General features: G+C 72.7%; 12 protein-coding genes and 1 pseudogene. 6 read left to right on the top strand and 7 right to left on the bottom strand.

Annotated features, from left to right (window positions below; all coding sequences use genetic code 11):
* Positions 1-88, bottom strand: a pseudogene (locus AC07FV_RS33455) (IS5/IS1182 family transposase); the annotation flags it as partial.
* A gap of 120 nt (positions 89-208) precedes the next feature.
* Positions 209-466, bottom strand: a complete 258-nt coding sequence (locus AC07FV_RS33450; protein ID WP_479091407.1) for a hypothetical protein — start codon at positions 464-466, stop codon at positions 209-211.
* Positions 467-2,708: 2,242 nt separating this feature from the next.
* Here AC07FV_RS33450 and AC07FV_RS33445 point away from each other — a divergent pair.
* Positions 2,709-3,116 (top strand): hypothetical protein, encoded by a 408-nt coding sequence (locus tag AC07FV_RS33445; protein WP_479091405.1) that lies wholly within the window; start codon positions 2,709-2,711, stop codon positions 3,114-3,116.
* Between the two features lie 209 nt (positions 3,117-3,325).
* Entirely contained in the window at positions 3,326-4,219 is an 894-nt protein-coding gene (locus tag AC07FV_RS33440) for a DUF4232 domain-containing protein (RefSeq protein WP_479091403.1), read from the top strand.
* A 77-nt stretch (positions 4,220-4,296) separates the two neighbouring features.
* Here AC07FV_RS33440 and AC07FV_RS33435 read toward each other — a convergent pair whose 3' ends face one another.
* Complete coding sequence (locus tag AC07FV_RS33435; RefSeq protein ID WP_479091401.1) at positions 4,297-4,755, bottom strand: hypothetical protein; 459 nt, start codon at positions 4,753-4,755, stop codon at positions 4,297-4,299.
* A gap of 121 nt (positions 4,756-4,876) precedes the next feature.
* Positions 4,877-5,743: a bifunctional DNA primase/polymerase gene (locus tag AC07FV_RS33430; RefSeq protein ID WP_479091399.1), complete on the bottom strand. Its 867-nt coding sequence runs from the start codon at positions 5,741-5,743 to the stop codon at positions 4,877-4,879.
* 404 nt (positions 5,744-6,147) lie between these two features.
* Between AC07FV_RS33430 and AC07FV_RS33425 the strand changes: the two genes are divergently transcribed.
* The 3 genes from AC07FV_RS33425 to AC07FV_RS33415 all read left to right on the top strand — a co-directional run bounded on the left by AC07FV_RS33425 (position 6,148) and on the right by AC07FV_RS33415 (position 9,243).
* Positions 6,148-6,474 carry a hypothetical protein gene (locus tag AC07FV_RS33425; RefSeq protein WP_384689369.1) on the top strand — a complete coding sequence of 109 codons (327 nt, stop codon included), beginning with the start codon at positions 6,148-6,150 and terminating at the stop codon, positions 6,472-6,474.
* Positions 6,475-6,755: 281 nt separating this feature from the next.
* Positions 6,756-7,388: a SigE family RNA polymerase sigma factor gene (locus tag AC07FV_RS33420; protein WP_479091397.1), complete on the top strand. Its 633-nt coding sequence runs from the start codon at positions 6,756-6,758 to the stop codon at positions 7,386-7,388.
* Between the two features lie 178 nt (positions 7,389-7,566).
* Entirely contained in the window at positions 7,567-9,243 is a 1,677-nt protein-coding gene (locus tag AC07FV_RS33415; protein WP_479091395.1) for a long-chain fatty acid--CoA ligase, read from the top strand.
* 47 nt (positions 9,244-9,290) lie between these two features.
* On the opposite strand, the gene AC07FV_RS33410 is transcribed toward AC07FV_RS33415, so the two are convergent.
* The gene (locus tag AC07FV_RS33410; RefSeq protein ID WP_479091393.1) at positions 9,291-10,529 is read right to left on the bottom strand and encodes an MFS transporter; all 1,239 of its coding nucleotides are present in this window, start codon (positions 10,527-10,529) and stop codon (positions 9,291-9,293) included.
* A 134-nt stretch (positions 10,530-10,663) separates the two neighbouring features.
* Between AC07FV_RS33410 and AC07FV_RS33405 the strand changes: the two genes are divergently transcribed.
* Positions 10,664-11,242: a TetR/AcrR family transcriptional regulator gene (locus AC07FV_RS33405; protein WP_479091392.1), complete on the top strand. Its 579-nt coding sequence runs from the start codon at positions 10,664-10,666 to the stop codon at positions 11,240-11,242.
* Between the two features lie 107 nt (positions 11,243-11,349).
* On the opposite strand, the gene AC07FV_RS33400 is transcribed toward AC07FV_RS33405, so the two are convergent.
* Together AC07FV_RS33400 and AC07FV_RS33395 are read right to left on the bottom strand one after the other, a co-directional pair.
* Positions 11,350-15,684: a PAS domain-containing protein gene (locus AC07FV_RS33400; protein WP_479091391.1), complete on the bottom strand. Its 4,335-nt coding sequence runs from the start codon at positions 15,682-15,684 to the stop codon at positions 11,350-11,352.
* Between the two features lie 202 nt (positions 15,685-15,886).
* The gene (locus AC07FV_RS33395) at positions 15,887-16,348 is read right to left on the bottom strand and encodes an SSI family serine proteinase inhibitor (RefSeq protein WP_479091389.1); all 462 of its coding nucleotides are present in this window, start codon (positions 16,346-16,348) and stop codon (positions 15,887-15,889) included.

The raw sequence follows: 16,348 nt of genomic DNA, 5'->3' as shown, positions 1-16,348 counted from the left end.
GCGGGCGAACCGGCGCTGGCGGCACCACCCGCTGGAACAGAGCCCACAGATCTTCCGGCGCCATCCGCTCGACAAGCGCAGCAGTCATCACCCCAGACTGCCGCAAGATCACGCCAAGTGAAATGGCGTCTTAGACAGTATCCACGGCACAGTCGTCAAGCAGACGGCCGGACGAACTGGACCTACCAGCCACCGCGCTGATTCGCCGTTAGAAGGGTGGCTCGTCGGAATAGATAACCAGTTGATCAGCTATTTCTGTGTAGCCTTCCGTCTTCAGCCTGGCTGCATAATCGGCCGCTTCCCCCCATGGAATGGCCCCATTTACGACGGCTTTCAATTCCTTCTGTTCTTCGAGCGTGTCAATCCAGCGGAGGGCTATGATAGTGCGCTCTACGCTGCTTGCCACCATACCCGCCAGCACTTTATCTCTATCTTGCGTGGCGCCTTTGTTATGGAAGTGCTCCACGACTTCGACTACTCGATGTTCGACTCTGTCTGACCCGACGCAGCGCAGAAGAGTTCTGGCGTCGCCCTCCAATTTCGCTGATCTCAGACGATTGACTATCATCTCTAAGCCGGGCGCTAGGTGCCAACTAGCCACACGGGATAGGTAGTCCTCAACGTAAACTCCAACGCCGCTCCTTCGCATGGCCACAATGACGACCGGCGTTCTCGTGACTCCCTGGAATCGTGCGGCGAATCGCAGAAGTAGTTGTGCCGTTGCTTCATTGCTGGCGGAATAGCCACTCCAAGGGTCATCCGGATCTTTTCGGGGGCGAGGGAATATGCGTTCTAGTTCAGCCAAAGTCTGTACGACATCCTGTGGGCTTTCCTTGGCGGCTCGCTCCAGGAGGGTGGAACAGGACATCTCTGATTTATACATTTCGCTTACGATGTGTGGCAGCCAACCCGAAATTGGCGTACCACTAGAGCTCTCCACTATTTCTACTAGATCCGTCATGCCTGCGTAGCGGAGCGGCGCTACGTCCCATGGTGGGCTGGTGTTATCTGAAGTTTTTGCGTCATTTGTGGGGCGAGTCACATGGTTCTTAGTACTTGCAGAATTCGTGACCCTTGACTGCCAAACCGCCTGATCGATTTCCTGTGGTGACAGTTTTATCTGATGCAGCCTAGCGTGTTCTGCGAGTGCCTCAACAAGTGAAAAAACCTGGGACGCTGAAGCCCTGGATCTTCCGGATATTTTTTCTTGTATCGTTGAACGCGCCATAGGATTAGGGCGCCCTTGTCGGGCTATTAGGCGCTCTATTTCGCGGTACGAAGGATCGCCAGCGCGTACGCGCAGATCCCGCAGGTGCTTAGCCACGCTGTCAGTCAAAGCCACCCCTGTCCGGCAGTGTCCGAGATCGTCCATCAGCGTCCGGAGCTGTCCGGGACGCGCTGCGAAAGCCTAGGTCAGAGCAGCCGGTTCTGTCCGGAGGTTGCCGGAAATGACCGGCGGGTGCGCGGACTCTTCGACGGACAGATTGACTTCTGTGAAGCAGGATGCCCCGCTCCCTCAGGGGTGAGGGAACGGGGCACAGTCTCAGCCTCGGTACGCGACTACCGTGGCCTGTACGAAGGAGAACCAGTCGGATGCTCGAAGGACCTCCTCCGAGGGAGATTACCGAAGGTGGGTACCGGTGGGTCAGTCTTTGGCTCACTGGGATCGCTGCGGTCGCGGGATTGCTAGGTGCCATTGCCGCGCTCGTCACAGCGCTTCGAGGTGGGTGATCCAGCGCCGACGTGGGCCATGTGTGGGCCAGTGACAGCTTGAACCCTGGCAAGAGGGTCTACCTCGCAGGTCAGAACCCATGTCCGGCAATGGTTGCCGTCGGTCTTGAAAACCGTCGTGGCGCAAGTCACCGTGGGTTCAAATCCCACACCCACCGCAGTCGTTGACGGCCCCTGACCAGGCGTTGTGGTCAGGGGCCGTCGGCGTGTGCGCGTGCCTTGTACGGCGGTAAGCGGGTCGCCGGCCGGTGCGGATGTCCTTGGACGTTTTCGCCCGGCACGCGGTAGAACCCGTCCCGTGACTGTTTTCCACTGCGCCGGATGCGGGGTCGCGCTCACCGGCGGTCTGCTGGCGCTGTCGTGTGTGCCGGAGGTGGGGGACCCCGATCACGGGCGGGACCCGGACACGGGCCGGGCTCGGTCCACCGTTGCCCGTGGGTACTACGCCCTCGACCCCGAGCCTTGGGGTGCCCCATGGGTTCCTGTCGGGGAGTCTCGCCGTCACGTCGGCGGCGCGGGGCGCGAGTTGCTGCGTACCGGCACCGGCATCACGGAGTCCGCCGGGCGGCGGAACAGCGTCGTCGTCCACCCGGACGATGTCCTGCCGCGCCTCGAGCCCTTCACGCTCGGGGCCAACTGGCGGGGGTGTTGCGGTCCCACCGGCGCGCACGGCCCCAACCTGGCCTGTGTCTGCGGTTCTCGCCTGGCGACCTGGGCCGCCGACTGCATGGGGCCGAATGAACTCCACCTCGACCCGGTCCGCGTCCATGCCCGGGATCGAGGGGGTCGGGCGGGCGGACGGTGACGGAATCCCGGCCATGACGGGTGCCGGCCGAGGGGCGCGCAGCTGGCACGACGATGCCGTTGAACCCTGCCCCTGGCGGCGCGCGTGCTCGCTGTGACCCCGTGCTCCTACTCGGCGGGAACTGAGTACCTGCGCTCTGGTCGGTCCCGGGCGGGTGGCGGAGCGTTGAGGCATGGAAAAACGACCGGTGAAGACCGTCCACCAGCTGCTGTCGGCCCTCGTGGTGGTCGCGGTGACCTCGGCTCTGTGGGCCGGATGGCTGGGGTGGGACCAGGAGCGGGACGTGCACGCCGACGGCACGACGACCGGGCCGTACGAGGCGTGGCAGGTGATCGGGCTCGTGCTGACCCTGTTGGGGCCGGTGTGCTGGGCGGTGTGGCGGGGGTACGCCGTCGGTGCGGTGCTCGGCGTCACCGTCGGACTGACGGCCTGCGCCTACCGCGACTGGTCGGACGACGGCAGTGGGCTCTTCGTCATCGGGGTGGGGATGGTCATGGTGGGCGGCTTCGTAATCAGCGCCGGGCTCGCCGCCGTGATCGTCTCCCTGAGGCGAGGGAGCGGGACTGTGACAGGGCTGTGACCGGAGGTGTGGCTTCCGCCACGGTCGTCGAGGGGTGTGGCTGGTGGGCTGGGGCGATGCGGACTCCCCAGCTCCGAGTGCCGGTCACGGCCTGCGGTGCTCTCCTCGCCAGTCTCCTGATCGGTGCCTGCGGTACCCAGACCGCCGCGTCCGGCGACGGAGGCGCGGGCGGTGCGGGAGGGGAGAGCGGGCCGGGGGGACGGTGCGGGGTGCAGGCATCCGGTGCTGCGGGGCCGGAGAACCACGGGGTGCGGATCCTCGGCGCGGTCGAGCGGGGCGACGGCGCGCAGGGGGAGGCCGGTGCCCCGTCCGTCGGCGGGGAGAGCCGGCGGCCCGGGGTGTCCGTGACGGCGGACAGCCTTCCGGGGCTGCCGGAGGCGAGCGCGTCCTCGTGCGTGGTCGCGTACTCGGTGACCAACCAGGGGGCCGAAGCCTTCACCTACACGATCACCTTCTCCCTGCTGGACGACCAGGGCAGGGCGATGTCCGACGCCACGGAGACGGTGGCGTCCGTGGGCGCGGGGCGGACCGTGCGGCGCACGCTGGACGCCGTAGGGCATCTGAATGGCGCGGGCCTCGACGCGGAGCACGTGCGGATCCTGGACGTGAAGCGGGTGCCCGCGGACGAGGCGCCGGCGGCCGCCGGTTCCTGCCCGCCGTCCGGGCTGCGGCTCACGGCGGACGAGGGCGACGCCGCCATGGGGCTGCGGGTGGTGGGGCTGCACCTGGAGAACTGCGGCGCCCGCCCGTACTCCGTCGAGGGGTATCCGGTGCTCCAGCTGCTCGACGAGGAGCTGGCACCGGTCGAGGGGATCGAGATCCTGCGCGGCACCGAGGGCATCCCCATGGCGGGCGGGAGTGAGCCGGTCCGGCGGGTGACCCTGCGGCCGGGCGAGTCGGCCGCGGCGAGCATGGCGTGGCGCAACACCACGCAGGCCGGCGAGGCGGTGAACGTGCCGTACGTCAGGGTGCGGGCCGCGTCCGGGTCGGACCCCGTCGTGGTCGCGCCGGGGCTCGACCTCGGCACCACGGGCGAACTCGGCGTCGGTCCGTGGCGGAAGGACGAGACCGCCGCCGTGCCGGACCGGCCTCGGAGTTCGTAGTCCGTGCTGGATCGGCCTCGGAGTTCGTAATCCGTGCTGGGCCGGCCTCTGAGTTCGTGGTCCGTGCCGGACCGGCCTCAGAGTTCGTAGTCGCGGGCCAGGCCGGCCCAGTCGACCTCCCGCTGGGCGGGCTCCGTGTCCCGCGCCGACGGGACGCGCGAGGTGGGCTGGAACCAGACGACGGTCAGCGCCGAGCGGTGCAGGAACGGGTCGTTGGCCGGATCGAGGGCCGCGGAGGAGAAGCGTCCCACGCAGGCCACGCGCGGCAGCACCTCCACCGGGCCGAGGGCACCCGCGTACTGGTCCGGGTACTCGCGCGGGGGCGGCACCAGATGCACCGGTGTGTTCGGGGACATCCGCTCGGCGGTGTGCACCAGCTCCCTGATGCGCAGGTCGTTGACGGGGCCGCACGGGTAGCCCTCCAGCAGGCCGCCGTACGTCGACGCGAGGTGCAGCTCGGCCAGGTCGACGCTGCGGCCGGAGGACAGGACGACCCGGGTCAGTGACAGGGCCGGCACTCGGGGGCGGTCGTGCATCGAAGGCTTTCGGGTTCGTGCCGAGAGGGCTGGGGGGAGGGAGGAAGGAGGGAGGGCTGGGGGAGGGGGCAGGGGTGGAGGTGGACGCCGGTGGCGGGGGTGGGGGCTCCGGTGCGTCGGGTCAGGGGTGGTGGCCCGTCATGCGGGCGGCGGACGCGATCGTCGCGCGGGCCTCGCGCTCGGTGAGGCCGGTGTCGAGGGCCGCCTCGACCAGCGGAGCGACGAGCGCCGGGCCGATGCCGTCCTCGTAGGCGCGGCAGGCGGCCCAGAAGAGGCGGGTGTTGCGCTGGCCCTCGTGGGCGGCGAGGACGAACTGGACGAGGCCCTGGCCGTGCTCCTCGGTCCGGGCCGGGGACGGCCGGGGCGTACGGGGCGGTGGCAGCAGGAGGCGCAGGAGCGCGGGCGGGCAGGCCGCGGGGGCGAGGTGGGCCGTGCCGGGCGCGGCGGTGTACGTACCGTGCCGGGTGCGGGAGCCGGGGCCGACCAGGTAGCCGCCGGCACCGCGGATGTCGATGCCGGTGGCCAGGCGCCCGGCCGAGTTGGGCACGACGGCGTCGGGCGGGCCGCTCAGCCACAGGTGGCGGCCTCCGCTGGGGGTCAGGACGACGACCGTGGGCGGGATCGTGAACAGGTGGCGCAGGGCGAGTTCGCGCAGGGCGGCCGAGGAGTCCGTCTCCGACTTGGTGTCCAGGTCGACGCCGATGAGGTGGTACGGGGGCAGGCCGCAGGCGATGCCGTAACCCGTGGCCCAGGGGGCGGCGGCGAAGAGTGCGCGGATGCGGGCCGGGTCGGTGGTGGCGTCGTGCACCCCGTGGCCGGGGCGGCCGCACTCACCGTGGCAGGGGGCCGGGGCCGGATCGTCGCGGTGGGGCGAGCGCAGAGCCGGGAGCTTCGTCCTCGACAGGGGGATGACGGCCAGCCCGCGCTCGGCGGCTGACAGGGCGTGGGCGAGGGCCAGGGTCGTGGCCTGCCGGTCTGGGGTGGCCATGCCTCTATGTTCGTACGTACGTTCGAAAAAGGGAAGGGCGGCCGCGTGCGACGCGCCGGGGAGGTGCGGTGGGTGGAGAAAGTGGCGGAACGCTTCACCTCTTGCGGCACTTGGGTAGGACCTGTCCGTGCTGCCCCGGGCTGGTACGGAAGGGACGCAAAGGGGTTTATCGACTTGTCATCACGCTTGAGGGCGAATCGGGCCTTCGGGGGTGGTTCGCCGGGGATGCGGTGGGCAACTCTGATCACGCGACGTCGTGCACAGCGTCGAGGCGGTCGGCCAACTGCCTCGGCCCAAGCTCTGGTTGGAATCCGCTTCACGCAACTTCACGCAGGTCCAGGCAGCTTCACGTACTTCTCGCGTGCTCGGCTCCGGTCGACACGCACTTGTTCTGGAGGAACAACATGGCAAGCATCCGTACCGCTCGCGTCGTCGCCGCCGTCGTCGCCCTGCCGCTCGCCGCCGCGCTCCTCGGCGGGGTGGCGACGGCGGACAACGGCGCACTCGCGAACGACGGATCGAACGCGACCGCCGCGGAGGCCTTCGCGGGCATCCTCGGCAGTGGTGTCGGCGGGGACAACAACGGCAATTCGTCCACCACGCAGCAGCAGGCGGTCGGCTCGGGGGCCTCGAACCAGAGCAACACCGCCCAGGTCGACGGCTCCGCCTTCACCGCGATCAACCAGGGCAACGAGAACGTGGCCGTCAGCTTCACCCCGCTGTGGTGGTGATCTGAGGGGCCGGCGCGGGTGCGCTCCCGCGCCGGCCCCTCGCTCTTCGGACGGGTGTGCTTCATGGGGTCGCAAGACGCCTGGGCGGCGGTACTCCGGTATCGCCGCCCAGGCGTTTTCGTGTGCGTCCGGCGAGCCCCCAGGGGTGAACCCGCAGTACGTCTCCTCCTCTCGTCCACCTACAGGAGGTGCAGCCGGCACCACCCCTACAACCTGAGGCGGACTCTGCTTCGGGACCTGCGGCCGATCCGCCGGGCATCCCCCGCTCATAGCGTTGAGTCATGACCACACTCGTCTGCACCAGCGCTTCGGACGCCGCCACGGCCCAGGCTCCGGCCAAGGCCCCGGCCAGGGGCTCGGCCAAGGGCTCGGCCATGGCCACAGCCCTGGCGGCAGCGAGGACGCAGGCCTTCGCCTACCCGTCGTTCTCCTCGTACGTGAAGGCCCGCCAGCCGGTGCTGCTGCGTACCGCCCGGTCGCTGACCGCGAACCCGAGCGACGCGGAGGACCTGCTGCAGACCGCGCTCACCAAGACGTACGTGGCCTGGGACCGCATCGAGGACCACCGCGCCCTGGACGGCTACGTGCGCAGGGCGCTGCTGAACACCCGGACCTCGCAGTGGCGCAAGCGCAAGGTCGACGAGTTCGCCTGCGACGAGCTGCCCGAGCCGGAACCCGCCCCCGGTGGCGACGACCCGGCGGAGCGGCAGGCCCTGCGCGACGCGATGTGGCGGGCGATCATGAAGCTGCCGGCCCGGCAGCGGGCGATGGTCGTCCTCAGGTACTACGAGGACCTCAGCGAGGTCCAGACGGCCGAAGTGCTCGGAGTTTCCGTGGGCACGGTGAAGTCGGCGGTCTCCCGGGCGCTCGGCAAGCTCCGCGACGACCCTGAGCTGGGGATTGTCCGGTCCTAGGAGGGCCTCCGGAGGGTCTCAGGAGGGTCTCAGGGGGGTCTGAGAGGGCTCTGAGGAGGGTACGGGGAGGTCCGGCCGGCCGCCGCGTCGGGGAACGCCCGTTGATCGATCACCCGGGAGTAGTGACATACCGCGCGGTATGTGCGCAGAATCAGCGCAACCCTTGCCGCCGCAGGCAATGTCGCCCCGGGAGGACACCGTGCTGAGCACGATGCAGGACGTACCGCTGCTGATATCGAGGATTCTCACCCACGGGTCGACGATCCACGGCAGCTCACAGGTGACCACCTGGACCGGCGAGGGCGAGCCGCACCGCCGCTCCTTCGCCGAGATCGGCACCCGGGCCGCCAGGCTGGCCCACGCGCTGCGCGAGGACCTGGCCGTCCAGGACGACGAACGGGTGGCGACACTCGCCTGGAACAACGCGGAGCACGTCGAGGCGTACTTCGCGATCCCCTCCATGGGTGCGGTCCTCCACACCCTCAACCTCCGCCTCCCGCCGGAGCAGCTGGCCTGGATCGTCAACCACGCCGCCGACCGCGTGGTGATCGCCAACGGTTCGCTGCTGCCGCTGCTCGCCCCGCTGCTGCCGCACCTGAAGACGGTCGAGCACGTCGTCGTCACCGGCCCCGGCGACCGCTCCCTGCTGGAGGGGGCGTCCGTGCGGGTGCACGAGTACGAGGACCTGCTCGCCGGGAAGCCGGACACCTACGACTGGCCCGAGCTGGACGAGCGTGCCGCGGCCGCCATGTGCTACACGTCCGGCACCACCGGCGACCCCAAGGGCGTGGTCTACAGCCACCGTTCCATCTACCTGCACTCGATGCAGGTCAACATGGCGCAGTCGATGGGCCTGACCGACGAGGACACCTCGCTGGTCGTCGTCCCGCAGTTCCACGTCAACGCCTGGGGACTGCCGCACGCCACCTTCATGACCGGCGTGAACATGCTGATGCCGGACCGCTTCCTCCAGCCCGCGCCGCTCGCCGAGATGATCGAGAGCGAGAGGCCGACGCACGCCGCCGCCGTCCCCACCATCTGGCAGGGGCTGCTCGCCGAGCTGACCGCGAAGCCCCGGGACGTCTCCTCCCTCACGCAGGTCACCATCGGCGGCTCCGCCTGTCCGCCGTCGCTCATGGAGGCCTTCGACGCGCTCGGCATGCGGGTCTGCCACGCCTGGGGCATGACGGAGACCTCGCCGCTGGGCACGGTCGCGCGGCCGCCGGCCCACGCGGTCGGCACCTCGGAGGAGTTCGCCTACCGCCTCACCCAGGGCCGCTTCCCGGCCGGTGTCGAGGCCCGCCTCACCGGCCCCGGCGGCGAGCGCCTGCCCTGGGACGGCGAGTCCGCCGGTGAGCTGGAGGTCCGCGGCAACTGGATCGCGGGCGCCTACTACAACGGCCCCGGCGCCGAGCCGCTGCGCCCCGCCGACAAGTTCAGCGAGGACGGCTGGCTGAAGACGGGTGACGTCGGCACCATCTCCGCCGACGGCTACCTCACCCTCACCGACCGCGCCAAGGACGTCATCAAGTCCGGCGGCGAGTGGATCTCCTCGGTGGAGCTGGAGAACGCCCTGATGTCCCACCCGGACGTCGCCGAGGCCGCCGTGGTCGCCGTCCCCGACGACAAGTGGGGCGAGCGTCCGCTGGCCACGGTCGTCCTCAAGGAGGGCGCGCGCATCGGCTTCGAGGAGCTGCGCACCTTCCTCGCCGAGGACGGCAAGATCGCCAAGTGGCAGCTGCCCGAGCGCTGGACGGTCATCGAGGCGGTGCCGAAGACCAGCGTCGGCAAGTTCGACAAGAAGGTGCTGCGCCGGCAGTACGCCGACGGGGGCCTGGACGTCACCCGCCTATGAGGGGAACCGGCGTGCCGGGTGGCTCCCCGCCCGGCACGCCTCGGACCTCACCGCCCCCGTACTGCGGTGGCCGCCCACCCCAGCACCAGCCACGCCCCCGCCACCGCGCAGACGCCGGACCAGCCCCAGTGGCCGTACGCGGGTCCCGCGAGGGCCGAGGCCAGGGCACCGCCCGCGAAGCCGGCGACGACGTACGCCGTGTTCGCGGTGGCCGGGGCGGAGGTGGTGGTCAGGGCGAGGGTCTGGTTGGCGACGTGGGAGGCGACCAGGGCGGCGTGCACCAGGACCGCCGCCGCGCACAGGGCCGCCATCACCTGCCCGCCCAGCCAGAACAGCGGCACCGACACCGCCGCGAGCACATACGCGGACCGTACGACCTTGGCGGCACCGAACCGGTCGACGAAGCCGCCCGCGAGCGGCGCGACGACACTCGCCGCGAGCCCGAAGAGGCCGAACAGTCCGGCCGCGGCGGTGGTCATGCCGTACCCGTCGTCCCCGGCCAGGAGCAGCGCGAGCGTGGTCCACAGGGCGCTCCAGGCGCCGTACATCCCGGCCTGGCGCACGCACGCCCGCCACAGGTCCGGCGAGTGGCGCAGCACGCCCGGCAGCGCGGCGAGCCCCGAGAACAGCGGGCCCCGGCGCCGCCGCCGCTCCACGGGCAGGGCGTACGCGGTCGCCAGGCCCAGCAGCACGGTGAGCGCGGCCGCGCCCACGAACACCACGCGCCAGCCGAAGGCCTGCCCGACCAGCCCGCCCAGCACCCGGGCGGCCACCACGCCGGTGAACAGGCCCGCGATGACGGCCGCGACGTGCCGGGCCCGGCGGTCGGCGGGGGCGCGCTCGGCGACCAGTGGGACCAGCAGCTGCGGGACGACGGTCGCGGCGGAGGCGACCAGAACGGCGCCGGCGAGCACGCCGGTGGTGCCCGAGGCGGCGCCGGCGACCAGCGCGGCCGCGGCGACCAGCGAGAGGACGGCGACCAGCCGCCGCCGGTTCACGCTGTCCCCGAGCGGGGCGAAGAAGAGCAGCCCGGCCGCGTACCCGAACTGCGCGACCGAGGCGAGCCAGGCCACCGCCGACGGGGTGGAGCGGAAGTCCTCGGCGATGAGCGGGAGCAGGGGCGCCGCGAGGTAGATGTTGGCCGCCGTGACGGCGGTGCACAGGGCGATCAGGGGGAGGAGGAGGCGGGAGGCGGCGGCGGGCCCTCCCCGGAGAGCGCCGTGGGCGTCGGTCTCCGGCGTGGTCCGGGTGGCTGCTGACGGTGACGACGCTGAGGGTGACGACATGGGCGGAGCGACTCCTTCGAGCGCACACTAACAACTAACTGGTTGGTTGGAACTAACCACGGGAGTCTCGTCTTCCTTCCCGCGTCTGTCAACCAAACGGTTGGTTACCTCCACCGCCCCGCTACCCTGGCTCCATGGGAGCAAGAGACCCCGAGGCGACCAAGGCCCGGATCTTCGAAGCCGCGGTCGCCGAGTTCGCCCGCCATGGCATCGCCGGTGCCCGCATCGACCGCATCGCCGCCGAGGCCAGGGCCAACAAGCAGCTCATCTACGCCTACTACGGCAACAAGAACGAGCTGTTCGCGTCCGTCCTGGAGAGGAAGATGCTCGACCTCGCGATCTCCGTCCCGGTCGACCCGGACGACGTCGAGGGCTGGGTCGACCGCCTCATGGACTACCACGCCGCCCACCCGGAGCTGCTCCGCCTCCTCTTCTGGGAGGGCATGGAGTACGGCACCGCCGAACTCCCCCACGAGGCCGAACGCCAGGAGCACTACGCCCGCAAGGTCGCCGCCGTACGGGACGGCCAGGCGCGCGGCGTGGTCACCGACGCCATCCCGGCTCCCGACCTGCTCTTCCTGCTGGTCGCGATGGCCAACTGGGCCTCCGTCGTGCCGCAGATGAAACGGGTCCTGGTCGGCGGCGAGGACACGGACGCCGACCGGCTGCGCGCCTCGATCAAGAAGGCGGCCCGCAGGATCGTCGAGGGATAGCGGGGACCCGGTCGGCCCGGTCGGCCCGTTCCGACAGAGGAACGGGGGACCCGGAGAAGCCGGAGAAGCCGGGGACGCTCCCCGGCTCACCCGACCCCCTCCGAACGTCAGTTGGTGCCGATCCGCGAGAGCAGCTCGACGATCCGGGACTGCACCTCGCCACTGGTGGAACGCTCCGCCAGGAACAGCACCGTCTCGCCCGAGGCCAGCCGCGGCAGGTCGGCCGGGTCGACGGCGGCCGTGTAGACGACGAGCGGGGTGCGGTTGAGCTGCCCGTTGGCGCGCAGCCAGTCGATGATCCCGGCGTGGCCCCCCTGGTGCCGCTCGACCTGCATGAGGTCCATCACGACCAGGTTCGGCCGGAACTGCCCCGCCAGCGCCACCGCGTCGGCGTCGCTCGCCGCCCGCGCCACCTGCATCCCGCGCCGCTCCAGCGTCGCGGTCAGCGCCAGCGCGATCTCCGCGTGCTCCTCGATCAGCAGGACGCGCGGCGGGTGCTGCTCGCTGTCCCGCGGCGCGAGCGCCTTCAGCAGGACGGCCGGATCGGCACCGTAGGCGGCGTCGCGCGAGGCCTGGCCGAGGCCGGCCGTGACCAGCACCGGCACCTCGGCGGCCACGGCCGCCTGCCGCAGCGACTGGAGCGCGGTGCGGGTGATCGGCCCGGTCAGCGGGTCCACGAACAGCGCGGCGGGGAACGCCGCGATCTGCGCGTCGACCTCCTCGCGCGAGTGCACGATGACCGGCCGGTAGCCGCGGTCGCTGAGCGCCTGCTGGGTGGAGACGTCCGGCGCGGGCCACACGAGCAGCCGGCGCGGGTTGTCCAGCGGCTCCGGCGGCAGCTCGTCGTCCATCGGCTGCGGACGCGGCGGGTCGGCCACCTCCACGGCACCGCCGGGCCCGTCCAGCGGCTCGGGCCCCTCGGCGGCGTTCTTGTCCGGCGCCCCTATGGCGTACGACCGTCCGACGCCCTCCGTGCCCGGGGCGCGCCGGGGCTGGCCGCCGGCCAGGGGCGGCTGTTCCGGCCCCGGCGCCGCGGGCTGGGGCTGGGGCTGCTGCGGTGCCGCGGGCTGCGCGGCGGTAGGCGGCTGCTCGGGCGACGGGTGCGGGCGGACCGTGGCCGGGTCGGGCGGCGTACCCAGCTTGCGGCGCCGCCCCGACCCGCTCGGCTGCTGCGGGGCGGGGGTGGCCGTCGGCTGCTGCACCTGGACCGCCTGCCGGTTGAACGGCACGCCCTGGCCCAGCGTCCGCACGCTGATCGACCGTCCCTGGGTCGAGTTCGGGTCGACGGGCGCGGTCGCCTCCGCGGGCAGCGGCTGCGCCGCGCGGGGAGCGGGAGCGTTCTCGGGCGGCAGCGGGGTGCCCCGGCTCGGCGTGGTGACGGGGGCGGTCCGCGGGGGCGCCGGGGCCTGCGGCGCGGCGGGGACGGCTCCGGTCGCGCCGGGGGCGGCCGCGGGAGCGGGGCCGGGGACACCGTCGGGCGGTACGGGTACGCCGGCGGGCTGCGCGGGCGCCCCGGTGGGCGGTGGCGGGGCGCCGTGGGGCGGTACGGGGGCTCCGGCTGCGGACGCGTCCGCGGCACCGGGCCACGGCTGCGCGGCGCCAGGGGCACCGGCGGGGTGCGGAGCGGCGGCGGCCGGCGGGGACACCGGCCCGGGTACGCCCGGGGCCGGCACCTGTGCCGGGACCTCGGCCGGTACGCCCTGACCGGCGGCGGAGGTGTCCCGCGGCGGCACCGGGGGCCCGTGCACGGGCGCGCCCGGCGCCGGCACGGACTCCGCGTCCTGCGGGGCGCCGGCCCCGGCTCGGCGGCGGCGACCCGTGGGCGCCTCGGTCGGGTGCGGCTGCGGCGGGGTGTGGTCGTCGGCCTGGTGGTGCGGCACGGCGTCGTGCCGACCCTCGTCGAGCGGGACGTCAGCGGGCACGGCCTGACCGGGCACGGGGGCCCGTCCGGGCACGGGGACCTGACCCGGCGTCACCGCGGCGGGCGCCCCGCCCGGCTCCACCGGCCCGTCGGACGGCCGGTCCGCGTCGGCGGGCGGCAGGGCGAAGACCTGACGCGGCGCCGCCTCCTGCGCGGCGGCCCGCTCGTTGGCGGATGCCAGGGCACGGCGCCGGCGTCCGGTCGGCCGGTCCCCGTCGGCGCCGGTCGCGTCGGCGGGGTCGGCCGACCCGGCCTGCGCGGGCAGGGCCGGAGGCAGCGCGTGCTGCTCACCGCCGTCCCGCCGGGCGCGCCGGCCGCCGGGCGCGGGGACGCCCTGCGGCGGTACGGTCCCGCCGAGTCCGGTGTTGGAGGCCGCGGCCCCGCCGCCGTGCTCGCCGGCCATGACCACGGCGCCCTCGGACACCCCGGCGAGCGCCGCCGGGAGCGGGCCCTCGCCGGCCGCGTCCGCGTTCTCCGCGGGACGTCCGCGCCGGCGCCCGGTCCCGCCGGACCCCTCGCCCGGCGCCGCCTGCGCGGGGACGGGCAGCGGGGCCGGTGTCCGGATCTGCTCCCCGGCGGCCTGTTCCTGGTCCTGCGCGGCACGCCGCCTGCGCCGTCCGGTCGGTACGGAGTCCCCGTCGGGGCCGGTCGGATCGGCGTCGGCACCCTCGCCCGCCGCGCCATCGGTCCCGCTCTCCAGGAACGCGTCGACCGAAGCCCGCCGGGCACGCCGCCGTCCGGCGCCCGACGCCGGCTCCCGGACGGCCAGGGCGCTGCCCGCCTCCGCGGCACCGGCGGCCGACGCCTCCGCGTGGGCCGGTGCCTCCGGTGCCGGGGCGTCGGCGACGACGGCCCCCGCCCCACCGCCGACGGGCACCTCCAGCACGTAGGCGCTGCCGCTCATGCCCGGCACCTGGTGCGTCTGCAGCACGCCACCGTGCGCCCGCACGATCCCGCGCACGATCGGCTCGTGCACCGGGTCTCCCCCGGCGTACGGTCCGCGCACCTCGATGCGGACGCCCTCGCCGCGCTGCGCCGCCGCGACCACGACGGTGTTGTCGAGGTAGCCGCCGGTCGCCGACACGGGCGAGTTGCCGGTGGCGTCGACGCCCGCGACGTCCGCGACGAGATGGGCCAGCGCGACGGCCAGCAGTCGCGGATCGACCTCCGCCTCGATGGGCGGCGCGTGCACGGCGAACTGGACGCGGCCCGGCCCGATCAGCTCGACGGCCCCGTCGACACCGGCGGCGACGACGGCGTCGAGCATCACCTTGGTGCGGGCGACGTTCTCGTTGCCGACGTCGAGACGCTGGTAGCCGAGGACGTTGTCGATGAGGGTGGTGATGCGGGAGTAGCCGGCCGACAGGTGGTGCAGCACCTGGTTGGCCTCGGGCCACAACTGCCCGGCGTCGTCCGCGGCCAGCGCGGCCAGCTCCTGGCGCAGTTCGTCCAGGGGCCCGCGCAGGGAGCCCCCGAGGAGGGTCAGCAGCTGTTCGTGCCGGGCGGCGAGCGCCTCGTAGCGGTCCTTCTCCCGCTCGCCGAGCGCGGCGTAGCGGTCGGCGTCCGCGGCGGTCTCCTCCGCGTGCTTCTCCCGCAGCTCCGCCAGTTCGCGCGCGTGCTCCTGGCGCAGGGCGGTCAGCTCGGCGGCGTGCTCCTCGGCGAGCCGCTCCCGCTCCTCGGCGTGCCGCCGCTCGGCGTCCTCGTGCTCCTTGACCAGCGCGTCGTACGGGCGCCGGTCGGTGAAGGTCATGACGGCGCCGACGAGCTGGTCGCCGTCGCGGACGGGCGCGGTCGTCAGGTCGACCGGCAAGGGGTCGCCGTTCTTGGCGAACACCACCTGCCCGCGCACCCGGTGCTTGCGCCCGGAGCGCAGGGTGTCGGCGAGGGGGGACTCGTCGTACGGGAAGGGGGAGCCGTCGGCCCGCGAGTGCAGGACGAGCGTGTGCAGTTCGCGGCCGCCGAGGTCGCTGGCCCGGTACCCCAGTATCTGGGCGGCGGCCGGGTTGACGAGGACGATCCGGCCGTCGGTGTCGGTGCCGACGACGCCCTCGGAGGCGGCCCGCAGGATCATCTCGGTCTGCCGCTGCGAACGCGCCAGCTCGGCCTCGGTGTCGACGGTGCCGGAGAGGTCGCGGACGACCAGCATCAGCAGTTCGTCGCCGGTGTAGCCGTAGGTGTCGTAGGCCTGCTGGCCGGTCTCCAGGTTGGCGCTGGTGACCTCGACCGGGAACTCGGAGCCGTCGGTGCGCCGGGCGACCATCCGCGTGGGCTTGGTGCGCGCCCGCGGGTCGATGTGGTCCGGCCGCCGCATGGACCCGGGGATGAGCCGCGAGTCGAACTGCGGCAGCAGATCCAGCAGCCCGCGCCCCACCAGCGCGGTGCCCGGGGTCTCGAAGGCCTCCAGGGCGATGGTGTTGGCGTTGACCACGGTGCCGTTGGCGTTGACCAGGACCAACGCGTCAGGCAGCGCGTCCAGTATGGCTGCGAGGCGAGCAGCGCCTCGGGATGGCCTGCTGCTCACGAGACGCTTCCCTCCTGTTACCGCACTTGCCGACCGCTCGGGCCATCTTGCCAATCGGCCCGCAGCGTGTCACGCGAGGGAGTCTAAGGGTTGGGGCCCGCCGGGCGGGGTGGGACGGGACGGAGGTCGCACGCGGAAGTGACGTGGAACGTGTGACCGGCCGCCCGCGCGCCACCCCTCGCGCGCTCCGGGAGGCGCCCGGTCAGGACCGTCCCGGCGCCCCCACCTCGGGCAGCAGCGGCACCATGCGGTCCCAGCGGGAGATCTCGCAGCCGTCCCGCCGGTCGTACGTCACGTCGACGGGGCGCCCCGACCAGACGCCCGTGACGTGCGCGGTGGCCGGTCCGCCGTACTGCATGGTGCAGAAGCTGCCCTCGGGGACCGGGGCGAAGGCGTCCTGGCCCCAGCGCGTGTCGCGCTCGACGACGTCGCAGGCGCCGGCCGGGTCGGGGTGGCTGCCGCCGGCGGGGCCGCAGTGCAGTTCGTAGGTCCCGTCCGCGCCCGGCCCCGCGTCCCGGACGGTGACGGTGAGGTGATCGCCGTGCGGTGCGCCGGGGCCGTGGGCCGCGGCCGGGTGCGCGGCGGCCAGGGAGGCGAGGGAGGCGACGGACAGCGCGGCGGCGCCGAGGAGGCGGGCGGCGGGGGTGCGGGTGACCTGGAGCAT

It is taken from the genome of Streptomyces sp. NPDC045956 (genome assembly GCF_056430705.1).
Note: the sequence above shows the minus strand (reverse complement) of the source record. Positions and strands in the feature narration are given on the sequence as shown.